Source organism: Novosphingobium sp. ES2-1, assembly GCF_015169775.1.
GTDB classification, from domain to species: domain Bacteria; phylum Pseudomonadota; class Alphaproteobacteria; order Sphingomonadales; family Sphingomonadaceae; genus Novosphingobium; species Novosphingobium subterraneum.
Window position 1 is genome coordinate 1,732,982 of sequence record NZ_CP063445.1, and the last position, 19,256, is coordinate 1,752,237.

Annotated in this window: 20 protein-coding genes; 13 read left to right on the plus strand and 7 right to left on the minus strand. The window is 62.0% G+C overall.

Annotation, left to right across the window (positions count from 1 at the left end; translation table 11 throughout):
- Positions 1–4: 4 nt before the first annotated feature.
- The 4 genes from IM701_RS08410 to IM701_RS08425 all read right to left on the minus strand — a co-directional run bounded on the left by IM701_RS08410 (position 5) and on the right by IM701_RS08425 (position 3,756).
- Positions 5–1,246 carry an MFS transporter gene (locus IM701_RS08410; RefSeq protein WP_193826662.1) on the minus strand — a complete coding sequence of 414 codons (1,242 nt, stop codon included), beginning with the start codon at positions 1,244–1,246 and terminating at the stop codon, positions 5–7.
- A 34-nt stretch (positions 1,247–1,280) separates the two neighbouring features.
- Positions 1,281–1,826: a VOC family protein gene (locus IM701_RS08415; protein WP_062346772.1), complete on the minus strand. Its 546-nt coding sequence runs from the start codon at positions 1,824–1,826 to the stop codon at positions 1,281–1,283.
- Between the two features lie 54 nt (positions 1,827–1,880).
- Positions 1,881–2,900 (minus strand): NAD(P)-dependent alcohol dehydrogenase, encoded by a 1,020-nt coding sequence (locus tag IM701_RS08420; protein WP_230487619.1) that lies wholly within the window; start codon positions 2,898–2,900, stop codon positions 1,881–1,883.
- A 79-nt stretch (positions 2,901–2,979) separates the two neighbouring features.
- Positions 2,980–3,756, minus strand: a complete 777-nt coding sequence (locus IM701_RS08425) for an IclR family transcriptional regulator C-terminal domain-containing protein (protein ID WP_230487620.1) — start codon at positions 3,754–3,756, stop codon at positions 2,980–2,982.
- 234 nt (positions 3,757–3,990) lie between these two features.
- Here IM701_RS08425 and IM701_RS08430 point away from each other — a divergent pair, with 234 nt between their 5' ends.
- From IM701_RS08430 to IM701_RS08450, 5 genes are read left to right on the plus strand one after another with little or no spacing between them, the layout of a single operon-like run.
- Complete coding sequence (locus IM701_RS08430; protein WP_230487621.1) at positions 3,991–5,112, plus strand: Tm-1-like ATP-binding domain-containing protein; 1,122 nt, start codon at positions 3,991–3,993, stop codon at positions 5,110–5,112.
- Between the two features lie 4 nt (positions 5,113–5,116).
- Positions 5,117–5,566: a biotin/lipoyl-containing protein gene (locus tag IM701_RS08435; RefSeq protein ID WP_193826663.1), complete on the plus strand. Its 450-nt coding sequence runs from the start codon at positions 5,117–5,119 to the stop codon at positions 5,564–5,566.
- Position 5,567: 1 nt separating this feature from the next.
- Positions 5,568–6,902: an acetyl/propionyl/methylcrotonyl-CoA carboxylase subunit alpha gene (locus IM701_RS08440; RefSeq protein WP_193826664.1), complete on the plus strand. Its 1,335-nt coding sequence runs from the start codon at positions 5,568–5,570 to the stop codon at positions 6,900–6,902.
- Positions 6,899–8,371, plus strand: a complete 1,473-nt coding sequence (locus tag IM701_RS08445) for a biotin carboxyl carrier protein (protein WP_193826665.1) — start codon at positions 6,899–6,901, stop codon at positions 8,369–8,371. The genes IM701_RS08440 and IM701_RS08445 overlap by 4 nt, the downstream gene beginning before the upstream one ends.
- A complete protein-coding gene (locus IM701_RS08450) occupies positions 8,368–9,210 on the plus strand; it encodes an HAD-IIA family hydrolase (RefSeq protein WP_193826666.1) in 843 nt (280 codons plus the stop codon). Before IM701_RS08445 ends, IM701_RS08450 begins: the two co-directional genes overlap by 4 nt.
- Here IM701_RS08450 and IM701_RS21875 read toward each other — a convergent pair.
- Positions 9,207–9,488: an HNH endonuclease gene (locus IM701_RS21875; protein WP_230487622.1), complete on the minus strand. Its 282-nt coding sequence runs from the start codon at positions 9,486–9,488 to the stop codon at positions 9,207–9,209. The genes IM701_RS08450 and IM701_RS21875 overlap by 4 nt on opposite strands.
- Positions 9,488–10,366: a DMT family transporter gene (locus IM701_RS08455; protein WP_230487623.1), complete on the minus strand. Its 879-nt coding sequence runs from the start codon at positions 10,364–10,366 to the stop codon at positions 9,488–9,490. Before IM701_RS08455 ends, IM701_RS21875 begins: the two co-directional genes overlap by 1 nt.
- Positions 10,367–10,568: 202 nt before the next feature.
- On the opposite strand from IM701_RS08455, the gene IM701_RS08460 reads away from it, so the two are divergent.
- The 6 genes from IM701_RS08460 (at position 10,569) to IM701_RS08485 (ending at position 17,790) form a co-directional block, all read left to right on the plus strand.
- Positions 10,569–11,585: a glycosyltransferase family 2 protein gene (locus tag IM701_RS08460; protein WP_193826668.1), complete on the plus strand. Its 1,017-nt coding sequence runs from the start codon at positions 10,569–10,571 to the stop codon at positions 11,583–11,585.
- Entirely contained in the window at positions 11,582–13,255 is a 1,674-nt protein-coding gene (locus IM701_RS08465) for a glycosyltransferase family 39 protein (protein ID WP_193826669.1), read from the plus strand. The genes IM701_RS08460 and IM701_RS08465 overlap by 4 nt, the downstream gene beginning before the upstream one ends.
- 202 nt (positions 13,256–13,457) lie before the next feature.
- On the plus strand, positions 13,458–14,171 hold the full coding sequence (locus tag IM701_RS08470; protein ID WP_193826670.1) for a hypothetical protein: 714 nt from the start codon (positions 13,458–13,460) through the stop codon (positions 14,169–14,171).
- A 56-nt stretch (positions 14,172–14,227) separates the two neighbouring features.
- The gene (locus tag IM701_RS08475; protein ID WP_230487624.1) at positions 14,228–15,304 is read left to right on the plus strand and encodes a glycosyltransferase; all 1,077 of its coding nucleotides are present in this window, start codon (positions 14,228–14,230) and stop codon (positions 15,302–15,304) included.
- Positions 15,301–16,149, plus strand: a complete 849-nt coding sequence (locus IM701_RS08480; RefSeq protein WP_230487625.1) for a bifunctional 2-polyprenyl-6-hydroxyphenol methylase/3-demethylubiquinol 3-O-methyltransferase UbiG — start codon at positions 15,301–15,303, stop codon at positions 16,147–16,149. The genes IM701_RS08475 and IM701_RS08480 overlap by 4 nt, the downstream gene beginning before the upstream one ends.
- A 96-nt stretch (positions 16,150–16,245) precedes the next feature.
- On the plus strand, positions 16,246–17,790 hold the full coding sequence (locus IM701_RS08485) for a CpaF family protein (protein WP_052242028.1): 1,545 nt from the start codon (positions 16,246–16,248) through the stop codon (positions 17,788–17,790).
- Between the two features lie 7 nt (positions 17,791–17,797).
- Here the strand turns inward: IM701_RS08485 and IM701_RS08490 are convergent, their stop codons facing one another.
- Entirely contained in the window at positions 17,798–18,016 is a 219-nt protein-coding gene (locus tag IM701_RS08490) for a hypothetical protein (RefSeq protein ID WP_052242026.1), read from the minus strand.
- Between the two features lie 72 nt (positions 18,017–18,088).
- Here IM701_RS08490 and IM701_RS08495 point away from each other — a divergent pair, with 72 nt between their 5' ends.
- Positions 18,089–18,991: a DMT family transporter gene (locus tag IM701_RS08495; RefSeq protein WP_230487626.1), complete on the plus strand. Its 903-nt coding sequence runs from the start codon at positions 18,089–18,091 to the stop codon at positions 18,989–18,991.
- 88 nt (positions 18,992–19,079) lie between these two features.
- Positions 19,080–19,211 (plus strand): hypothetical protein, encoded by a 132-nt coding sequence (locus tag IM701_RS22115; protein WP_255355086.1) that lies wholly within the window; start codon positions 19,080–19,082, stop codon positions 19,209–19,211.
- Positions 19,212–19,256: the final 45 nt, after the last annotated feature.

Sequence of the window (19,256 nt, forward strand, 5' to 3'; positions counted from 1 at the left end):
CGTGTCAGGCGATCGAGGGGATCGCGTTGCCGGAGCGCCGCGCAACGACGCGCGGTGCGGATTCGATAAGTCCAAGTGTCAGGAAGCCCGCCAGCACGGTGCAGCCGAGCATCAGCCACAGCGGGGCAGCAAGACCGTAAGCGTCAGCCAAGGTTCCGGCGAGGAACGGGGACAGAACCCCGCCGAGCACCTCGCCTGTCCCCATGACGACGCCTGTGAGCGTTGCGGTCAACCGCGGGTCGACCGATTCCGACGGGATCGTGGCCATGAACATCGGGAAAAGCCCGTTGAGGCCCCAGCCGAAGAAGAAGATCGCTGCGAGGACCCACGCAGACCCTTCGTAATAAAGGCCACCCAAGGGCAGGATCACACCAAGGAAAGAGAAAAAGATCATCACCGGGCGGCGGCCAATGACGTCGGAGATCGCCGGTACAGCGAAGCTGCCCAGACCCGCGGAAATCCCGAGCGTTGCCATCAGCCAGCTCATTGTGTCCGGATCAAACCCGCGCGCCTTGGTCAGGAACAGCGGCATGAAGGCCCAACACACAACCAGATAGGAAACCAGCAGGATCGAGATCAGGGCACAAAGGATCACGTTGCGATGGCCAAATGCCTCACGCAGCGTGACTTTGGATGCGGTGTCGTCATGCGCCGCCACCGGCGGCTCGCGCAGCGTGAACCAGATCAGGGCCGCCGTCACGAGTCCGGGCAGTGCAGCGAGGTAAAACCCGGTCCTCCACCCAACGGCAACAGCCACCGGCACCAGCAGCAAGGGGGCAAGTCCTGAACCAAGCAGATTGGAACCCAGGTTCTGCGCGACTCCCATGGCCAGGCCGCGGCGCTCAGGGGCGACCTCGGCAACAATGATAGAATGGCTGACCGGCATGACACCACCCTCGGCAGCCCCCATCAAGAGGCGCGCGCCAAGCAGCATCAGAAACGAAGAGGCGGCGCCAGAGATGAAGGAGCACAAGCAGAATGCCACCGTCGCCACTACAACCACGGGCTTGCGCGACCCCAGCTTGTCCGAGATGCGCCCGACCAACAGGCCCGACAGCGCCCAAGTGAGCGACAGGGCCGAGCTGAACATGCCGACTTGCGTGTTGCTCAATTGCAGGTCCGGCTGGACGAACGGCATCAGGAAGTTGAGCGCGTTCCGGTCAAAGAACAGGATGCCGAAATTGAGGCTGAGGAGCGCGGTAACCCACACCTGATAGCCGCTGCCTCTTGCCTGTGTGCCCTTCATCCCGATCTCCCGTCCCTGCTATCGTTGTTATGGTTCAGATGAATGGACGGACCGGGTCGGCGCCATCCCACCCTTGCGAAGCCTGCCACATTGCCGTGAAATGCGCGTCCATCCCGGGCGTGGCCGGGATCAGTTCAAGAAAGCCCGGTGCCGCAGCATTCCCGCCTTCCAGATAGGCAACGCTGCCGCCTGTCGGCACAGCAGCCTTGAACGCAAGCTTGTAGCCCCGTGCGAGATAGCCGGGCAGTTCAGCCTCTACGTCCTCGCAGGCGATGCCGAAGTGGTGGAAGCCGTAGCCGCTCTTCTCGATGGTTTCGCGGTAAACGGACGGGTTGCCGTCGAGAGGCTGTATCAGTTCGACCTGCATGTGACCGATGAAGCCCATCGCGATCGTGACATCTGCGTTCGATGGCGCGCCCCGATAAAACTGGTCGGGACCAAGAAAATGGTCGAGCAGGAAGAACGGCCCGGCGGCGCAATCCTTCTGGAAGTGCGCGATCGACGCGCGGACATCCTCGACCACGAACGCGGTCTGCATGACGCCGCCGAACGGCTGGCCGAAGCCGAGCATCCTTGCCATTTCTGTCCTCTCCGCACGCCCCGCCTCTGGCGGACGGAAGCGTACCAAATGCTGCTAAAGCGTGATTGCGACCTTGCCGAACAAGCCTGCCGATGACTGGTAAGCGTAAGCGTCGCGGGCCTTCTCGATGGGGAATACCTTGTCGACCACGGGCTCGATCCCATGCTGGTCAATGAAGGCATTCAGGCGCTCGGCCATGCCTTTGGAACCGACGAAAATGCCGCGGATCGAGGCCCCCTTAAACATCAGGCCGTGCGGGTTGGTGTCGCCCTCGCGCGTCAGCACGCCGATCAGGGCGATTTCGCCCGCGAAGCCGACCGCGGCGATGGATTGCTTGAGCGTACCTGCGCCTCCCACCTCGACGACCTTGTCAACGCCGCCACCAGCGAGCCGTGCTGCTTCGGCACCCCACTCGGGCGTGGTGCGGTAATTGATCACATGATCGACACCCAGCGCTTTCACCCGCTCGAGCTTCTCGTCCGAGGACGAAGTGGCGATGACGGTGGCACCTGCCGCCTTGGCAATCTGCAGCGCCAGGAGAGAGACGCCCCCGGTGCCAAGAACCAGGACGGTGTCCCCCGCCTTTACCGGGCGCGGTCCCTCCATGAGGGCGTTCCACGCTGTGACACCGGCGCAGGGCAGACAGGCCGCCTGCGTGAAGTCCAAGGTTTCAGCCAGCGGGACAACGCCATGCTCGGGCAGGACAACATAATCCTGCAGCATGCCCGGCGCAGGCGGTGCGCCAAGGGCTGCGCCCATGCCTGGGTTGGGCGGGCCGTCCATCCAGTCCTGGAAGAATATACCGGCCACGCGGTCACCCACCTTGAGCGAGGCAACGCCCTCGCCCGCCGCGGCAATCTCGCCGGCGCCGTCGGAAAGCGGTACGGTATCCTGCTGTACGACACCGCCCATGTAGAAGCCGAGCGGAATGATCTGGTCGCGGTAGTTCAGCGAGCACGCACGAACGCGCACCAGCACTTCGCCCGGACCGGGCTGCGGAATGTCGGTCTCGTCCAGCCGCAGATCATTCAGCGACGTAGAGCCTGCGGCTATCACCCACTGGCGCATCGGCATTTTCTCCCTGTGAGACGATCATCACCGATCCAGCGTCACAAATTAATCAGTTGGACAAACCGATTTCACGGAGTGAAACCTAGTTTGGGTTGGCTTCGAGCGCCGCCGCGATTGCTCGCGCAGTTGCCTTCAAAGCTTCCAGATGTCTCTGGACAACTGCTTCGTCCGCTCCCCGCCTGCCCGGCCAGGTCACGTTGATGGTTGCTATTGGCGATCCACCCACCATGATCGGTACAGCCATCGACCGTCGCCCGTCTCGCAAGACGAGTTGCTTCGACCGATCTGGCCAGGGCAGCAGCGGATCGCGGGTTGCATACCCCCGCTGCTTTACCTGCTGCAGCATCTGCCGAAGCTCAGCCTCGCTGCCGTCAGGTGGATTGGCGGGGCGAAGGCGGTCGATGATCGAGTCGCGCTCGGCATCTCCGCATGCCGCCAAGTATGCTCTCCCAGTCGCGGTATGGATGTAGGATAGCTTGACGCCCACTGGACCGAGAATAGCAGAATCCAGCCGGAAAAGCGGGCTGTTGGTCTCGAGGATCTCCATGTGATCAAGCCGCGGGGCGGCCAGCACGGACGGCCAGGCCACCCTTGTCGAAAGCGCCTTCAGGTGTGGAGAAGCGACTTCGGCAATATGCGCAGCTGAGGTGAAAGACGCGCGTTCGATCCGATCGACATGCGGAAGGTAGGCACCATCTGCCAGACGCTGCCAAACCAGCCCTTTTTGCCCGAGGGTGACAAGCATTCGCAGCAAGGTCGCTTTGGGCAACCCCGTCGCCTGGTGGAGTTCGTGCAGGCTTGCCGCCTTGCGCGTCTGCACCTCAATCAACACGTCCAGTCCACGCTCGAGCGCGCGCACGGTCTTGACCCTGCGTTCCAGCATCCATCCTGCTCCGGCAAATTCTGCGTTTCACCTTATGCAACGCAAAATCACGAAACCCCCGTGCAAAGTCAACCGCGCTGTCGCAGCAATAGGGGACGGAGAGGAAAACCTGACGATGACGAAGCCAAGCGTCCTGTTCATCTGCACGCAGGATACCAAGAAGAGGAAGCCCGCTTCACCCGAGCCGCTTTGGAAGCGGCTGGAGTTGACGTGGTCCATCTCGATCCCAGCGTCCGCCGCACTGTCGGCGGTGCGGAAATCTCGCCCGAGATGGTTGCGGAGGCCGCCGGCATGACGATCGAGGAGGTCCGGGCACTTGGCCACGAAGGCAAGTGCCAGGATGCGATGATTGGCGGTGCAATCGCAGCAGCCCACGCGCGGGACGCCAAGTCGCCCGTCTCGGGCATTCTTGCCGTCGGCGGCTCAATGGGCTCGGCGCTTGCCGGGGCATTGATGCAGAGCTTTCCCTATGGCCTGCCCAAGCTGATCGTCTCGACCATGGCCTCGGGATTCACCAAGCCATACATGGGCGTGAAGGACATCGCGATGATGAACGCGGTGACCGACATATCGGGCATCAACACCATCAGCCGCGACGTCTTCCGCAACGCCGCCAACGCCGTTGCAGGGATGGCCAAAGGCTATGATCGCGACAAGGGCCCGGAAAAGCCGCTGGTCTTGATTACCACTCTCGGCACCACCGAAGTCAGCGTGAAGCGCATCCGACAGGCTCTGGAAAGCGATGGCTGCGAGGTAATGGTATTCCACTCCTCCGGCGCGGGCGGGCCCACCCTTGATGGTCTGGCCACCGACAAGGACGTGGCGCTGGTGCTGGATCTTTCGCAGACCGAGATCCTCGACCATCTCTTCGGCGGGCTGGCAGACTCCGGCCCCGATCGCGGTCGCGCAGCGCTGCGCAAGGGCATACCGACGATCCTGGCACCTGGTAATGCCGACTTCATCATCGGCGGACCGATCGATGCAGCAGAAGTGCAGTTCCCCGGCCGCCGCTACCATCAGCACAACCCGCAGCTGACAGCGGTGCGAACCAAGGTGGATGATCTCAAGAAGCTGGCCGACCACCTTGCCGCAAACGTGCGCGAAGCCAAGGGGCCGGTTCGGGTTTTCACCCCGCTCAGGGGCTTTTCCAGCCACGATAGCGCAGCCGGACATCTGCAGGACCTCAGCGTGCCAGGCCCGTTCGCCGAGTACCTCGCGCAGGTGATGCCCGATCATGTGCCTGTCACCGCGATCGATTCCCACTTCAACGACGAAGCATTCTCGAGTGCGGTGATCGCCGCTGCCCGTGAATTGCTGGCCGCAAAGAACTGATCCGATGATGACCGACAACATTCCCCTGACCCACGAAGACATCGCCGAGATCGCCGAGATCCTGGAGAAGTCAGGCTACCGCGAACTCGACCTTTCGACGCGGCGCTTCCGGCTGCGCGTGGCCAAAGGCGTCGATGCACAGGGCGGCGTGACCCAGGAATGGCAATGGGCCGGATCGGGACCCGAAGTCTCGACCGAAGCAAGCGCGGCAGTCGTCGATCCGAACGCAATCTGCTCGCCCCTGCCCGGCACCTTCTACCATGCCCCACAGCCCGGAGCGCCGCCGTTCGTGCAGCCGGGCGACGAAGTCGGCCCCGAAACAGTGATCGGCATCGTCGAAACGATGAAACTGATGAACCCGGTGCACGCCGGCCGCACCGGCACGATTGCCGCGATCGTCGTCGCGAACGGAACCTTGGTCGCCAAGGGCGAAGCTCTGGTCCGGCTGACCTGAGATGATCCACAAGCTGTTCATCGCCAACCGCGGGGAGATTGCACTCCGCGTGATCCGCACCGCGCGCGCAATGGGGATCGAAACCGTCCTCGGAGCTTCCGAAGCCGACGCTGCATCGCTTCCGGCGCAGCTTGCAGACCATGTCCAGATCGTTGGCCCCGGGCCATCATCGCAAAGCTACCTGGCCATCGATGGCGTGGTTGACGCGATGGTGAAGTCAGGCTGCGACGCGGTGCATCCGGGCTACGGTTTTCTGTCCGAGAACGCCGCGTTTGCGCGCGCAGTGCAGGCCGCAGGCGTCCGCTTTGTCGGACCGGACATCAAGACACTCGAAGGCATGGGCGACAAACTTGCTGCCCGTGCGCTTGCCGTTGAAGCTGGGCTCCCGGTACTTCCGGGCGGCGAGGCGGCAACGCGCGCCGACGTGCACGCTCGCGCAGCGCAGACGGGCTATCCGCTGCTGCTCAAGGCCGTGGCAGGCGGCGGCGGCAAGGGCATGCGCCGCGTGGATCGCGCCGAAGATCTCGACAGCGCTCTCGACATGGCTCAAGCCGAGGCGCAGGCCGCTTTCGGCAATGCAGCAGTCTATGTCGAGCGGTTCGTCGCGCGGGGGCGCCACGTCGAAGTGCAGCTTCTTGGCGATGGCACGCAGGCCATCCACCTTGGTACGCGCGATTGCTCGATCCAGCGCCGCTTCCAGAAGCTGGTAGAGGAAGCACCTGCCCCGGCCATGCCTCCGCAGGCCCGTGAAGGTATCGAACAGGCGGCCGTACGGCTCGCCCGACACATCGGCTATCGCGGCGCGGGAACGGCCGAGTTCCTTGTCGATGCCGAGGACTTCTCGTTCTACTTCCTTGAACTGAACGCACGCATCCAGGTCGAACACCCGGTGACCGAGGCAATTACCGGCGTCGATCTTGTCGAGCAGCAATTGCTGGTCGCCATGGGCAAGCCGCTGTCCCTCACGCAGGCGATGGTGCGTCCGCGCGGCCATGCTATCGAAGTACGCATCAATGCCGAGGACCCGGACGCCGATTTCCGCCCGTCGCCCGGACGTGCGGTCCGCGCCGCGTGGCCGGCCGGCGAGGGTATTCGTGTCGACACTCACATCGGCATCGGGGGCGAGGTGCCACCGTTCTACGATTCGCTGATGGGCAAGCTGATCGTGCACGGCGATACGCGCGAACAGGCCGTGACACGGCTCTCCGACGCGCTGCGCTCGCTTCACATCGAAGGACTGCCAACCACCGCTTCACTCCACCGCCGTATCGTCGCCGATCCGCGCTTTATCGCTGGCGGCGTCGATACCGGCTTCCTCGCGGGACTTGCTCAATGACCGAGATCCGTCTCGTCGACGTCACCATGCGCGACGGCAACCAGAGCCTGTGGGGCGCGACCGGCCTCAACACCGCACACATGCTGCAAGCTGCTGCGCTGACTGAAGCGTGCGGGTTCAGGGCGATTGACTTCACCTCATCGAGCCACATGGCCGTGGCGGTGCGCTACTTCCAGAACAATCCCTGGGAGCGTCTCCGCCGCATGTCGGCTGCCATGCCGACAACGCCGCTTCAGTTCATCACCACCGGCCTCCGGTTCATTGCCTGGCAGCAGGCGGATCCCGAGTTCATGCGCCTTGTATACCGTGCCTTGCAGGCCAACGGGGTCGGGCGCTTTGTCCTGCTTGACCCGATGCACGAAGTGCCCGCGGTGATCGAGGCGGCAAAGCTGGTGAAGGAAGAGGGCAACGCCGAGGTCATGGCAGCCCTCACCTTCACGCTTTCCGAAATACACACAGACCAGTTCTACGCCGATTTTGCCCGCGCGGTGGGGCAGAGCCCGAACATCGACCTGTTCTACATCAAGGACCCGGCAGGCCTGCTATCTATGGACCGTGCGCGCACGCTTGTCCCGGCAGTGAAGGCCGTGATCGGCAATCGCCCGCTCGAGATCCACGCGCACACCACGGTGGGCCAAGGCATGTTGGCGAGTCTCGAAGCCGCCAAGCTCGGCATTTCGGCCATTCACGTTGGCGTCGGTCCAGGCGGTGATGGCTCGTCGCTACCCGAAGCAAACCGTACGGTCGCCAACCTCGAAGAAGCAGGCTTCTCTGTCGGTGTCGACAAGGCCGCGCTCAAGCGCCTGACGGCCTACTGGCAAAGCGTCGCGCTGGCCGAGGGCCTGCCACCGGGCACGCCGCAGAACTTCGACGCCAGCTTCCTTCGTCACCAGATCGCAGGCGGAGTGATGACCACCATCGCACGTCAGCTCGAGGAGCTTGGCCTCTCGGACCGGATGAATGCCGTGATCGAGGAAACCGGTCAGGTCCGAGCCGACCTTGGCTTTCCGATCATGGTCACGCCATTTCCGCAGATGGTCATGACGCAAGCCCTGTTCAACGTGATTGGTGAGCGGCGTTACGCTCAAGTTTCGGATCAGGTTATTCGCTACTGCATGGGCAAGTTCGGCAAGCCCACTTCACCGGTCGACCGCGAGGTGCTCGCCACGATCATGGACCGGCCACGCTCGCGCGAGCTGGAGAAGGAGCCAAACTTCCCTGCTCTGGGGGATCTTCGCCGCCAGTTTGGCTACGACATGCCAGACGAGGAATTCCTTTTGCGCGCGGTAATGCCAGCCGAGCAGGTCGATGCGATGCTTGCCGCGGGACCATCGCGTGCCACTTATTCGCCAAAGGTCGCCCCGATCCTCTCGCTGCTACGCAAGCTTGCCGCCAAGCCCAATGCACGCGACATCGTGATCGAGCGCGGCTCTTTCCGTTTAGCCCTTCATGCGGGAGCTGCGCTTTGACATTGACCTCGGATTTCAAGGCTCGCCTGCGCGATGCAGCCGGCTTCATTTTCGACATGGACGGCACGATTGCGCTGGGGGACTCCAAGAGCGGAGGGCACCGCGCGCTGCCGCACGCAACCGAGGTGCTGGGCGCGCTGAAGGATAGCGGGAAGCCGTTCGTCGTCTTTACCAACGGCACAGCCAAGCCGCCGGCCGCCTACGCAAACTCGCTGCGAAACGCAGGCTTTCCGGTGGACGATGACCAGATGTTGACACCATCATCGTCGGCGGCCGTATGGCTTTCGAAGAACGGGGTGAGCAAAGTGCGGGTTCTCGGCAATGCCGGTTGTGCCGCACCGCTTTCGGATGCAGGCCTCCATGTGGTCGGTCCGTCCGAAGAGGCCGAAGGTGTCGAGGCAGTTTACACCGGCTGGTTCCGAGAGTTTGACTTTGCCGCTCTTGAGGCTGCCTGCCATTCATTGTGGAACGGTGCACGGCTGTTCACGGCCAGCAATGTGCCCTTCTTCGCCACGGAAAATGGCCGGGCAATCGGCGCCAGCTTTCCGATCAATGCCATGCTCACGGCAATGACGCGCAAACGCCCCCGTATCCTCGGCAAGCCTTCGAAGATCGCGTTCGAGACGGCACTGACGATCATGGGCCTGCCGCAAAGCGCAGCGAAAAGTGTTGTCGTGATTGGCGACGATCCGGCACTGGAAATGCGGATGGCAAATGCCGTCGGCGCACATTCGATCGGGCTTGCGACGGGCATAATGGGAACCGATGCCCAGCTTCTCGAGAAGGACCGCCCGTCAGCGCTGTTGAGCGACCTCAAGCCTCTGCTCGACGTCCTCTAGCGCTTTCTCGCCGCAGTGGGCGCATGAAAATCCGGGTCTTTGTCCGCAATCCACACCAGAAACCGGGCAATGTCGGGATTGGCTATGAGAGCCTCCCGGTCTGCGCCGAAGCGCCCTAGTTCCCCGTTCGAAAACGTTGCGTGAAGCGTCCGGTGACAGATCGGGTGGACCGCTTCGGTCTGCCGCCCGCCCCGGCTCTTGGGTACGGGATGATGGAACTCCGCGCGCTTCCCCAAGCGCCGCCCGCAAAGCCAGCAGGGCTTGGCAAGCGCGTCCATCAACGGGTCATGGCCGGTTCTGAAGGCGGCTTGCCAGCGCGCCACAGGTAAAGCCCCGCGCCAACGATGACCAACGCTCCGAAAGCTGCCACGAGATCCGGCCGCTCACCGAAGAGGACCCACCCGAACGTGCCGGCAAGCAGAAGCTGGACATAAGTCATCGGTGCAATCGAGGCCGGTCCGGCCCGCGTAGTCGCAACGTAGATCAGGGCGTGAGCGCAGCTCGCCGAGATCGCGATGACCGCACACTTGATGAGGACAGGCATTGGCAGCGCGGGAACCCGGAAGAAGTGGATGCCGCTTTCGTGGCCCGCCCACGTGCCCAGGCACAGGAAACCAGCGCCGATCAGCGCCACATTGAACTGCATCGACAGCAGGCTGCCCGTGCCGGCAACCTTGCGGTTTGCCACCATGAGCAGGGCCATGCCGCTGGCTGCAACTACCGGCAACAGTGCAACCGGACCCAGCAACGAAAGATTGGGCCGCAAGATCACCAGCACCCCTGAAAACGCCACCACGGTAGCGATCCAGGTTTCCTTGCGCATCGGCTCGCCCAACAGGATCGCGGAAAGAAGGGCCGTAATCATCGGGCTGGTAAAGGAAATGGCCGTTGCCTCACCGATGGGCATCAGGTGGACAGCGCTGAAGAAGCTTACGGCGGACATAGCCACGCTCAAGCCACGCAGAACCTGCCAGCGCAGTTTCGGGAAGGCAAAACCCCGGGGCCCCTCGCGAACGAGCAGGATAATGCCGAGCCCCAGCGCTCCGAACACATAGCGCAAGGCTGCGATTGCGGTACCGGGCCACGCGCCTGCCATGCTCTTAACCAGCACATCGCCCAGCGAAAGTAGAGCAAAACCGCCAAGGGCAAAGAGCAATCCGGACCTGTGACTATCCTGCAAGATGCGAAATCCCGTTGCCCTTGTTGAACCTGTTATTGATCATAACCGAAGTCCTAGCGGGATGGACACGACAGCTCCAGTGCGAAGTGCGGCACTTTACCGGCAGTTAACCATGGCAGCTTAGGAATACGGAGTTGCGGGGCACCGGGGGCGCCCCCACAAGGACGGAAACAGGGCCATGACCAAGCTGATCATCCAGATACCCTGCCTTAACGAGGCTGACAGTCTGCCTGACACGCTGGTCGCCCTGCCCCGGCGAATCCCCGGCATAGACAAGATCGAGATACTGATCATCGATGATGGCAGTACCGACGGCACGGCCGAAGTCGCCCGGCGCTTCGGGGCGCATCATGTTGTCAGTCACCGCCGCAACCGCGGCCTTGCCGCCGCATTCCAGAGCGGTCTGGACGCCGCCCTTGCCGCTGGTGCCGATATCATCGTCAATACCGATGCCGATGGGCAATACGCTGGTGAGGACATCGCCAAGCTCGTAGCACCGATCGTGGCAAACGAGGCCGATCTGGTCATCGGTGATCGAGGCGTGGGTCGGAATGAACATTTCGGACCGATCAAACGCTGCCTGCAGCGCCTTGGCAGTGCCGTCGTGCGAAACCTCTCGGGCACCGAGGTCACTGATGCGGTCAGCGGCTTCCGTGCGATCAGCCGCGCAGCAGCGCAGCGCATCACCATCACCACCGAATTCAGCTACACGACCGACATGCTGATCCAGGCAGGCCGCAAGCGCTTCAAGATAGTCAGTGTCCCGATCCGCACCAATGCGACCGAGCGCCCAAGCCGGCTGTTCAAGTCAATCCCTCAATTCATCATGCGCCAGTTGATGACCATGGGGCGGGCATACGCCACCTACAATCCCCTGCGAACGTTCGCCGTGATTGGTGGTACCATTGCATTAGTCGGCTTGCTCCCGGTCCTGCGCTTCCTGGCCCTGTGGGTCATGGGCGACGGTTCGGGCCACATCCAGTCGCTGGTGCTCGGCGGAGCACTTATCGTCATGGGAACTCTTACGGGACTCCTCGGCGTCCTGGCCGAACTCATCGGCGCCAACCGCAAACTCCTAGAGGCAGCGCTTGGGCATATTCGCAGACTTGAACAGGACATCGCGACGCTCAAGGACGGCAGCTCGCCGCATACTGGTTGGTCTTCGAACAATGGCTCGGACAAGGAAGCGGCATGACTGCCGCATTCCAGGCGGCGACCTCTATCAAACCGACCGTGAACCACGGTGACAGATCGTATCTGATCGCACTATGCTCACTTCTCATTGTATCGGCCCTGCAACTCCAGCTTACGTTCAATCGCGCAATCAATTGGGACGAGTTCTGGCATTACAGCCTGACTGTCCTGGCGATGAAGGGCGAGCTGGACCAGCCACTGCAGACGTTTTTCACGCGGGCATTCATGTGGGTGCCAGCGCTGCCCGGCAATGCGGTGGACCATGTGGTTTTGATCCGCCTGTTCATGTTCGGCTGCGAACTGGTGACTCTGGCCTGCGTTGCCAGCATCGCGATGCGGTTCAGCGACAAGACAACCGGCCTGCTATCCGCGCTTGCCTATCTGTCGGCGGGGTACGTCCTGCAGCACGGCACGTCTTTCCGCTTCGATCCGCAGGCAACCGCCCTCCTGATGGCAAGTCTATGGGTTCTGCTGAGCCGTCCGGCAAGCCTGCCATGGATGCTGTTCGCCGGCGTTCTCGGCGGATTGGCGGGCCTCACCACGATCAAGTCCGTTCTTTACGCACCTGCTTTCGCAGGCGTGTTCTGGCTTCGCTGGACCGAAGCCGGCAAGGATCGCGCCTACCTCAAGGCCGTGGCCGCGATGGTCGCTGCAGCGGCGCTGACCTTTGTGGTTGCCTATGCGTTTCATGCCAGCAACATCAGCGAAGCAAGCGGGCGCGGAGCGAAAGACATCGTCGGCGCATCGGCAGAAAAGATGTTCAGCCTTACGACCCATCCTTACTGGCGGCACAACGTCAAGGGCGCAATATTTTCGCCTGCCACGACGCTTCTGGTGCTTGCGGTGCCCGTTGTCCTGTTGCGCAGCGACCGTCCCGGCGCAGAGCGTGTCGCTCTGGCGGGACTTTGGCTGCCGCTTACGACGCTGGGTTTCTACCATAACACCGCGCCGTACTATCACGTCTTCATGCTGGCACCGGTGACGACATCAGCATGCGTCGGGATCCGGCTTGCCACCCGGCGCTACGGCACGTTGCTGGTCGCCCTGTCCCTGATGGCCGGGGCAGCGATAACCATGAGCCGCGAGGAGACCGGCACGCTGGAAAAGCAGCGCCTGCTGGTTGCTGCAGCGAACGAAATCTTCGGCTCGCCGGTAGGCTACTTCGACAGTTGCGCCATGCTTGGGCAGTTTCCCAAAGCCAACGGCTTCATGACGCCATGGGGCACCGAGCGCTACTTGCGCGGCGAATTGCCGAGCCTTGAGCAGATCCAGCGCGAACGCGTAGTCCCGCTGGTGGTGAACGACGACCAGATGTTTGCGAATGCGTTAAACTCGAAGGCAGACGTTCCGCAACTTCTGCCTTCCGATCTTGCGATGCTGCGCAAAAGCTATTTGCACTTCTGGGGTCCATTCTGGATCGCGGGTTTCGACCTTCCACAAACTACAGCGCCGTCAATCTTCACTGTGGTGGTACCCGGTCTGTACACCGTTGCCTCCGGCAGAAGCATCGTCATCGACGGTGTGCGTCATGAATCCGGTACCGTAGTCGAACTGGAACGGGGGCCGCACAAGGCGTTTACGAACGCCGGAGCCGCGCGCCTTCTCTGGGGACGAGGCCTTCGCATTCCCACGCAACCAGCGCCGTCCGAACCTTACTTCACGTCGTTCTGAAACAATGAAGCCGGCCTCAATCTTTGCCCTCCAGATCGACTGGCTCACCGACCTGCGCGGAAGGATACAGTCCCTTGTTGCGCGCCGAAGAATGCCGCTGCTTCTTGCGGCTACCGGACTTTTCGCCAGCGGCAGCTGGTACGCCTTTCGGACGCTTGGTCTGGCCCCACGCGATCTTGATCCCCAGGCGCTTCTGGCCACTGTGCTGCTCATGCCGCTCTCGCTGCTCTACTCTGGACTGGGGTTTGCCCTGCTTTCACGCTGCGCGGGGGCACGCACCACCCTTAAACAGGCCACGATGATCGCTTCATACGGCACCTTGGCCGAAGCCCTTCCCATACCGGGCGGAGCAATGGTTCGGGTCGGCGCGCTGATGGCGGCTGGAGCCAGCGCGGCGCAAAGTTCGCTATTGGTGCTGATGACGGCGGTGCTCTGGATTGCACTTGCAAGCCTTGGATGTAGCTTTGCCCTATGGCTTCATGAGGCCAATGCCAGCTGGGTGATGGCCGTGGCAGGCCTGATGGGAATGTTACCAACGATCTTGTGGATGCTGCGGCATGTCGGGGTAGTGCTGACTTTGTTGACGGTCGGCCACCGCCTTGCCGGATTGGCTCTGATTGCGCTGCGCCTTCATATTGCACTGCTTTGTCTAGGATTGCACGTACCTCCGATGCATACGCTCCCGTTTGCCCTGGCCAACATTGCTGGCTCTGCTGCTGCCATTGCTCCAGCAGGCCTTGGCATCAGCGAGAGCCTTGCGGCGCTTGTTGCAAATTCCGTCAAAGTTGCGCCAGCGGCGGCGTTCCTTGCCGTGGGGCTTGATCGCCTTGCCTGCCTGACGGCGAGCGCCGTTGCCGTAGTGGCAAATCTGATGTCGAAAGCACCGAACCGATCATCCCTGGGCGATGACATATGAATGGCAGGACGATTGTCTGGGGTACGTTCGATTGCGGCAAGCCACGCGTGCGAATTATGCTGGAAGCCTTGCGCTCGCTTGAGCCAGACCTTGTCATCTGCCACCGCTCCCCATGGAACGAGATCGAAGACAAGTCGATGTTGGGCCCAGGTGCACGCCTGATCGTCTTCCTGCGCTTGCTCGCAGCCTATCCTGCGTTGCTGTTGGCCTATCTGCGCACACCGCAGCATAACCGCGTTGTCGTGCCTTATCCCGGTATACTTGATGTTCTGGTGCTCTACCCCTTCGCGAGATTGCGCGGTGCGCGGATCTGCTGGGACATGTTCCTTTCCGCCTATGACACGATCGTGATCGACCGTCAGATGATTCGGAAAGGCAGCCTGTTCGCCAAGCTTCTCTATTCGACCGAATGGTTGGCCACTCGCGCTGCCGCAACCATACTGCTCGATACCTGCGAACACGCCCGCTACATTGCAGCGCTCTATCGCTTGCCCTTGTCCAGGACAGGAACTGTGTGGGTCGGAGTTGAAGGCGACGTTTTCACGCCGGTCAGCAATCCGCCCGCCGGAATGCCTGTCAAAGTGCTCTTCTACGGCCAGTTCATCCCCCTCCACGGCCTGCCGGTCATCGTGGAGGCCATCTGCGAAATAGCCTCTCGCTCCGAAGCGCCTGCCATGGAATTCACCATAATCGGCACCGGTCAGGAACAGCCCGCCGTCGATGCCATGATAAAGCTGCATCAGCTCAAGAATGTGAAGCGCATTCCATGGGTTGACTACCGGCTCCTCGCGCAGAAAATCGCCGAGGCCTCGATCTGCCTGGGCGTATTTGCCGCCAAAGGGAAAGCTGCTCGCGTGATCCCAAACAAGGTCTTTCAGATCCTTGCAGCAAGGCGGCCACTTGTAACCATGGATTGTCCTGCGATCCGGGAAATCATCGCTCCAGGCAGGTCAATCCGCCTTGTTCGTCCTGGAGATCCCTTCGACCTTGCCAACGCATTGATCACACTGGCACAAGAACTGTGTGATCCGGCAAAGTCCGTCGAAATCCACAAGGCGGCGCAGAAGGAAATGACCACGGTCGGGATGACTGTGGTCAGGGATCAACTTGCAAGTGCGCTGGAGACACAGTGAATACGACTACGATGCTCCACGCCCGGTCTGACACCCACGAAGGCCTGTTTTGCAAGGACAGGCAATACGGCCCGATGCTGGAGGGACTTTGGGTACCCGCCCCACGCTATGTGCTACGACGGGATCGCATCATGGCAGCTCTGGCCGGACATGCGCCGGGACGTGTCCTGGAAGTCGGCTGCGGTGCGGGCGCGTTGCTGCGCGAACTGGCTGATCTCGGACACAAATGTATCGGCCTTGAAGCCGCACCTGCCGCAGCGTCGGTGGCAAGAACGATGACAAATGGCACCGGCGCCACCCAGATCGTGAGCGAACCTGCTCCGGACTGGAAGGAGAGCTTTGACACGCTCCTGGCCTTCGAGGTCCTCGAACATATCGAACAGGACGAGCAAGCTCTTCGGGAATGGCTGACCTGGTTGAAGCCCGGCGGTCTCGTCATGCTTTCGATGCCCGCTCACATGCGCAGCTGGAGCAGGCGCGACGAATGGGCGGGCCATGTACGCAGGTACGACCGTGCCGACATCATGCGACTTACTGCGCGATCCAACCTGCGCCTCGAAGGCCTGGAGTGTTACGGCTATCCGCTGGCAACCTTTACCAACTGGCTCGCAAACAAGCGCTTCCGCAACAAGGACATGGCTGGCGGAGCAGATGATCCGCACACCGCTACGGCAGCCAGCGGAACGGATCGGTCTGTCGACCTCTCCTATTTTGGCATGCAACAGAGCTGGCTCGGTCGCTTCGCAATGGCGCTTGCCTGCCAGACCCAGCGGCTATTCCGCAGGACTGACTTCGGCGACGGATACATTGTCATCGCCCGAAAGTCCGGAAGTGACACAAATTAGGGAATCTTCAAAGTTTCAAGTCTATTCACCATTCCTGAAGACGGATCGCTGACCAGATTGGCCGGATGATCGTCGGGACACTGACGGGAACTGCGAATGAGCGCTTTCGGGCGAAAGAACGGGATTGCAGGCAACGCCGCCGGGGCTCGCCCCTCGTTTGGTGTTGCCCGGCCGATGCGCAGCGGCGAATCTGCGGCGCCGGTGCCCGCAGCACCGACGGCAGTGCCGATGCCCATGGGCGGTGATCAGTTCCCGCCCCTGCCACCGCTCGATCCAGTTGATACCCCGATCAACGCCGCATCGCTCAAGGCTGATGCCCTCACCCGCCTTGCCGACCGTGCGAACGGCGTAAACGAAGGCAACTATCAGGCCGAGGGCTTCGAGGCTTCGGTTCACAAGATCAAGGAACAGGTGCTGCCGCGCCTGCTCGAGCGCGTCGATCCCGAAGCGGCGGCCACGCTGACCAAGGACGAGCTTTCCGAAGAATTCCGCCCGATCATCCTGGAAGTGCTGGCCGAACTCAAGGTCACCCTGAACCGGCGTGAACAGTTCGCGCTGGAGAAGGTGCTGATCGACGAGCTGCTCGGCTTCGGGCCGCTGGAAGAGCTGCTCAACGACCCTGACGTGTCGGACATCATGGTCAACGGCCCGGAGCAGACCTACATTGAAAAGAAGGGCAAACTCCAGCTCGCCCCGATCCGCTTCCGCGATGAAAGCCACCTGTTCCAGATCGCGCAGCGCATCGTCAACCAGGTCGGCCGCCGCGTTGACCAGACGACGCCATTGGCCGACGCCCGCCTCAAGGACGGTAGCCGCGTCAACGTGATCGTCCCGCCGCTGTCGCTTCGTGGCACGGCCATCTCGATCCGTAAGTTTTCCGAAAAGCCGATCACGCTCGACATGCTGCGCGATTTCGGTTCGATGTCGGACAAGATGTGCACTGCGCTGAAGATCGCAGGTGCCTGCCGCATGAACATCGTCATCTCGGGCGGTACCGGTTCGGGCAAGACGACCATGCTCAACGCCCTGTCAAAGATGATCGACCCCGGCGAGCGCGTGCTGACCATCGAAGACGCCGCCGAACTGCGCCTGCAGCAGCCGCACTGGCTGCCGCTCGAAACGCGCCCGCCGAACCTCGAAGGCCAGGGTGCAATCACCATCGGCGACCTCGTTAAGAACGCCCTGCGTATGCGTCCTGACCGCATCATCCTCGGCGAAATTCGTGGCGCGGAGTGCTTCGACCTTCTGGCCGCGATGAACACGGGCCACGATGGCTCGATGTGCACGCTTCACGCCAACTCCCCGCGTGAATGTCTGGGCCGTATGGAAAACATGATCCTGATGGGCGACATCAAGATCCCCAAGGAAGCCATCAGCCGCCAGATCGCGGAATCGGTGGACATCATCGTTCAGGTCAAGCGCCTGCGCGACGGTTCGCGTCGCACTACCAACATCACCGAAGTGATCGGGATGGAAGGCGACGTGATCGTGACCCAGGAACTGTTCAAGTTCGAGTATCTGGACGAGACCGAAGAAGGCAAGATCATCGGCGAATTCCGGCCGTCAGGCCTGCGGCCCTACACGCTCGAAAAGGCACGTCAGTTCGGCTTTGACCAAGCCTACCTGGAAGCCTGCCTCTGATATCGGATCAGGCCGCGAACCACTCCCTCGCGGCCAGGCCGAGGAATACGCACGCTGCCAGAAACGCGATCATATAGATCACGGTCCACGGCATGAAGCCCACCGCGTCAAGATTTACACGACGGAAACGCCGACGTTCAGCCCAGACCGATGTTGTCGCGACAGCGAGCGCAAGTGCGCCGGCGGCGAAGTGATATTGCCAGATATGCGGGAACCAGTCTTCCATTGCTCGCCAGATGGGCAACGAGGGGGTTGATCGCAAGGGGCAATGGCCTATGGCCCGCTCATGGCAAAAGCGATGTCCAGCGCCCACGATCGCCCCATGCTGGCCCTCGGCCTGCGACTGGTTGCGACGGTTCTGTTCTCGGTCATGCTGCTGCTGGTCAAGCTCACTGGCGAGCGAAACATAGCGCTGCCCGAAACGCTTTTCTTCCGGCAAGCCCTGCCGGCGCTATCGATCTTCGGGTGGCTGGCGGCGCGCGGGCAAATCGGGCGGTTGAGGACACAGCGCCCCTGGATTCATGCCCGGCGCGCGTTGATCGGCGGGACAGGCATGTTCCTGACTCTGGGCGTGGTCAGGCTGCTGCCCCTGGCCGAAGCGACCATACTGGGCTTCACGACGCCGATCTTCGCCGTGATCCTTTCTGCGTTGTTCCTCAAGGAAAAGGTCGGCCCGTGGCGCTGGACTGCGGTCATAATGGGCCTGCTCGGGGTCGTGGTCATTGCTGGGCCCGACACTACCAGCCTGCCGCCGTTCGGCGTTGCGGTTGGCATTGGCGCCGCCTTCATGGTCGCGCTGGTGACCATCCAGGTCCGCGATCTTGGCCGCACCGAGGAACCGATTACGGTCGTGTTCTACTTCTCGGCTTTCAGTGCCCCCGTTCTGGCGCTTGGACTGATCGGACAGGATCTTGGCCATGACGCCGTTGGCTGGGCGATGCTGGCAGGGATCGGTATCTCCGGGCTGTTCGCACAGATTGCGATGACTGCTTCGCTCCGCTTCGGCTCGGTGTCGAGCGTCATCGTGGTTGACTACATCCAACTGGCATGGGCGACGTTCTGGGGTTGGCTGATCTTCAATCACCTTCCGCCGGCAACCACCTGGCTGGGCGCGCCGATCATCATCGGGGCTAGCCTCCTGATTGCCTGGCGCGAACATCTCTTGGCCCGCGCTCGGGAACGTGCCCCTCTGGCTGCATGATGGAACCGCGCCGCAATTGCGGCGTTTCGCCTCTTGTCCAGATCGTGAGGTTCCCCCGCCTCACCCCAAAGTTCGAAAGGTGTAAGCCATGATCCGCAAGTTCGTATTTGCCACCATGATGGGTGGTCTTCTGCTCGGCGCCACTGCCTGCAACACCGTGCGCGGTGCGGGCGACGACCTGAAGTCGGCAGCCAATGAAACCGAAGAAGCGATCAACTGATCGGTCTTGTGGTTGAGAAAAAGGGCCGCTCCGGATTTCCGGGGC

Bases quoted from the DNA above. Each gene is read 5' to 3' on its own strand.
- IM701_RS08485 (WP_052242028.1), top strand. From the start codon at position 16,246: ATGAGCGCTTTCGGGCGAAAGAACGGGATTGCAGGCAACGCCGCCGGG.
- IM701_RS08410 (WP_193826662.1), bottom strand. From the start codon at position 1,246: ATGAAGGGCACACAGGCAAGAGGCAGCGGCTATCAGGTGTGGGTTACC.
- IM701_RS22115 (WP_255355086.1), top strand. From the start codon at position 19,080: ATGATCCGCAAGTTCGTATTTGCCACCATGATGGGTGGTCTTCTGCTC.
- IM701_RS08435 (WP_193826663.1), top strand. From the start codon at position 5,117: ATGATGACCGACAACATTCCCCTGACCCACGAAGACATCGCCGAGATC.
- IM701_RS08460 (WP_193826668.1), top strand. From the start codon at position 10,569: ATGACCAAGCTGATCATCCAGATACCCTGCCTTAACGAGGCTGACAGT.
- IM701_RS08415 (WP_062346772.1), bottom strand. From the start codon at position 1,826: ATGGCAAGGATGCTCGGCTTCGGCCAGCCGTTCGGCGGCGTCATGCAG.
- IM701_RS08420 (WP_230487619.1), bottom strand. From the start codon at position 2,900: ATGCCGATGCGCCAGTGGGTGATAGCCGCAGGCTCTACGTCGCTGAAT.
- IM701_RS08440 (WP_193826664.1), top strand. From the start codon at position 5,568: ATGATCCACAAGCTGTTCATCGCCAACCGCGGGGAGATTGCACTCCGC.
- IM701_RS21875 (WP_230487622.1), bottom strand. From the start codon at position 9,488: ATGGACGCGCTTGCCAAGCCCTGCTGGCTTTGCGGGCGGCGCTTGGGG.
- IM701_RS08490 (WP_052242026.1), bottom strand. From the start codon at position 18,016: ATGGAAGACTGGTTCCCGCATATCTGGCAATATCACTTCGCCGCCGGC.
- IM701_RS08475 (WP_230487624.1), top strand. From the start codon at position 14,228: ATGCTGGAAGCCTTGCGCTCGCTTGAGCCAGACCTTGTCATCTGCCAC.
- IM701_RS08495 (WP_230487626.1), top strand. From the start codon at position 18,089: ATGTCCAGCGCCCACGATCGCCCCATGCTGGCCCTCGGCCTGCGACTG.
- IM701_RS08445 (WP_193826665.1), top strand. From the start codon at position 6,899: ATGACCGAGATCCGTCTCGTCGACGTCACCATGCGCGACGGCAACCAG.
- IM701_RS08465 (WP_193826669.1), top strand. From the start codon at position 11,582: ATGACTGCCGCATTCCAGGCGGCGACCTCTATCAAACCGACCGTGAAC.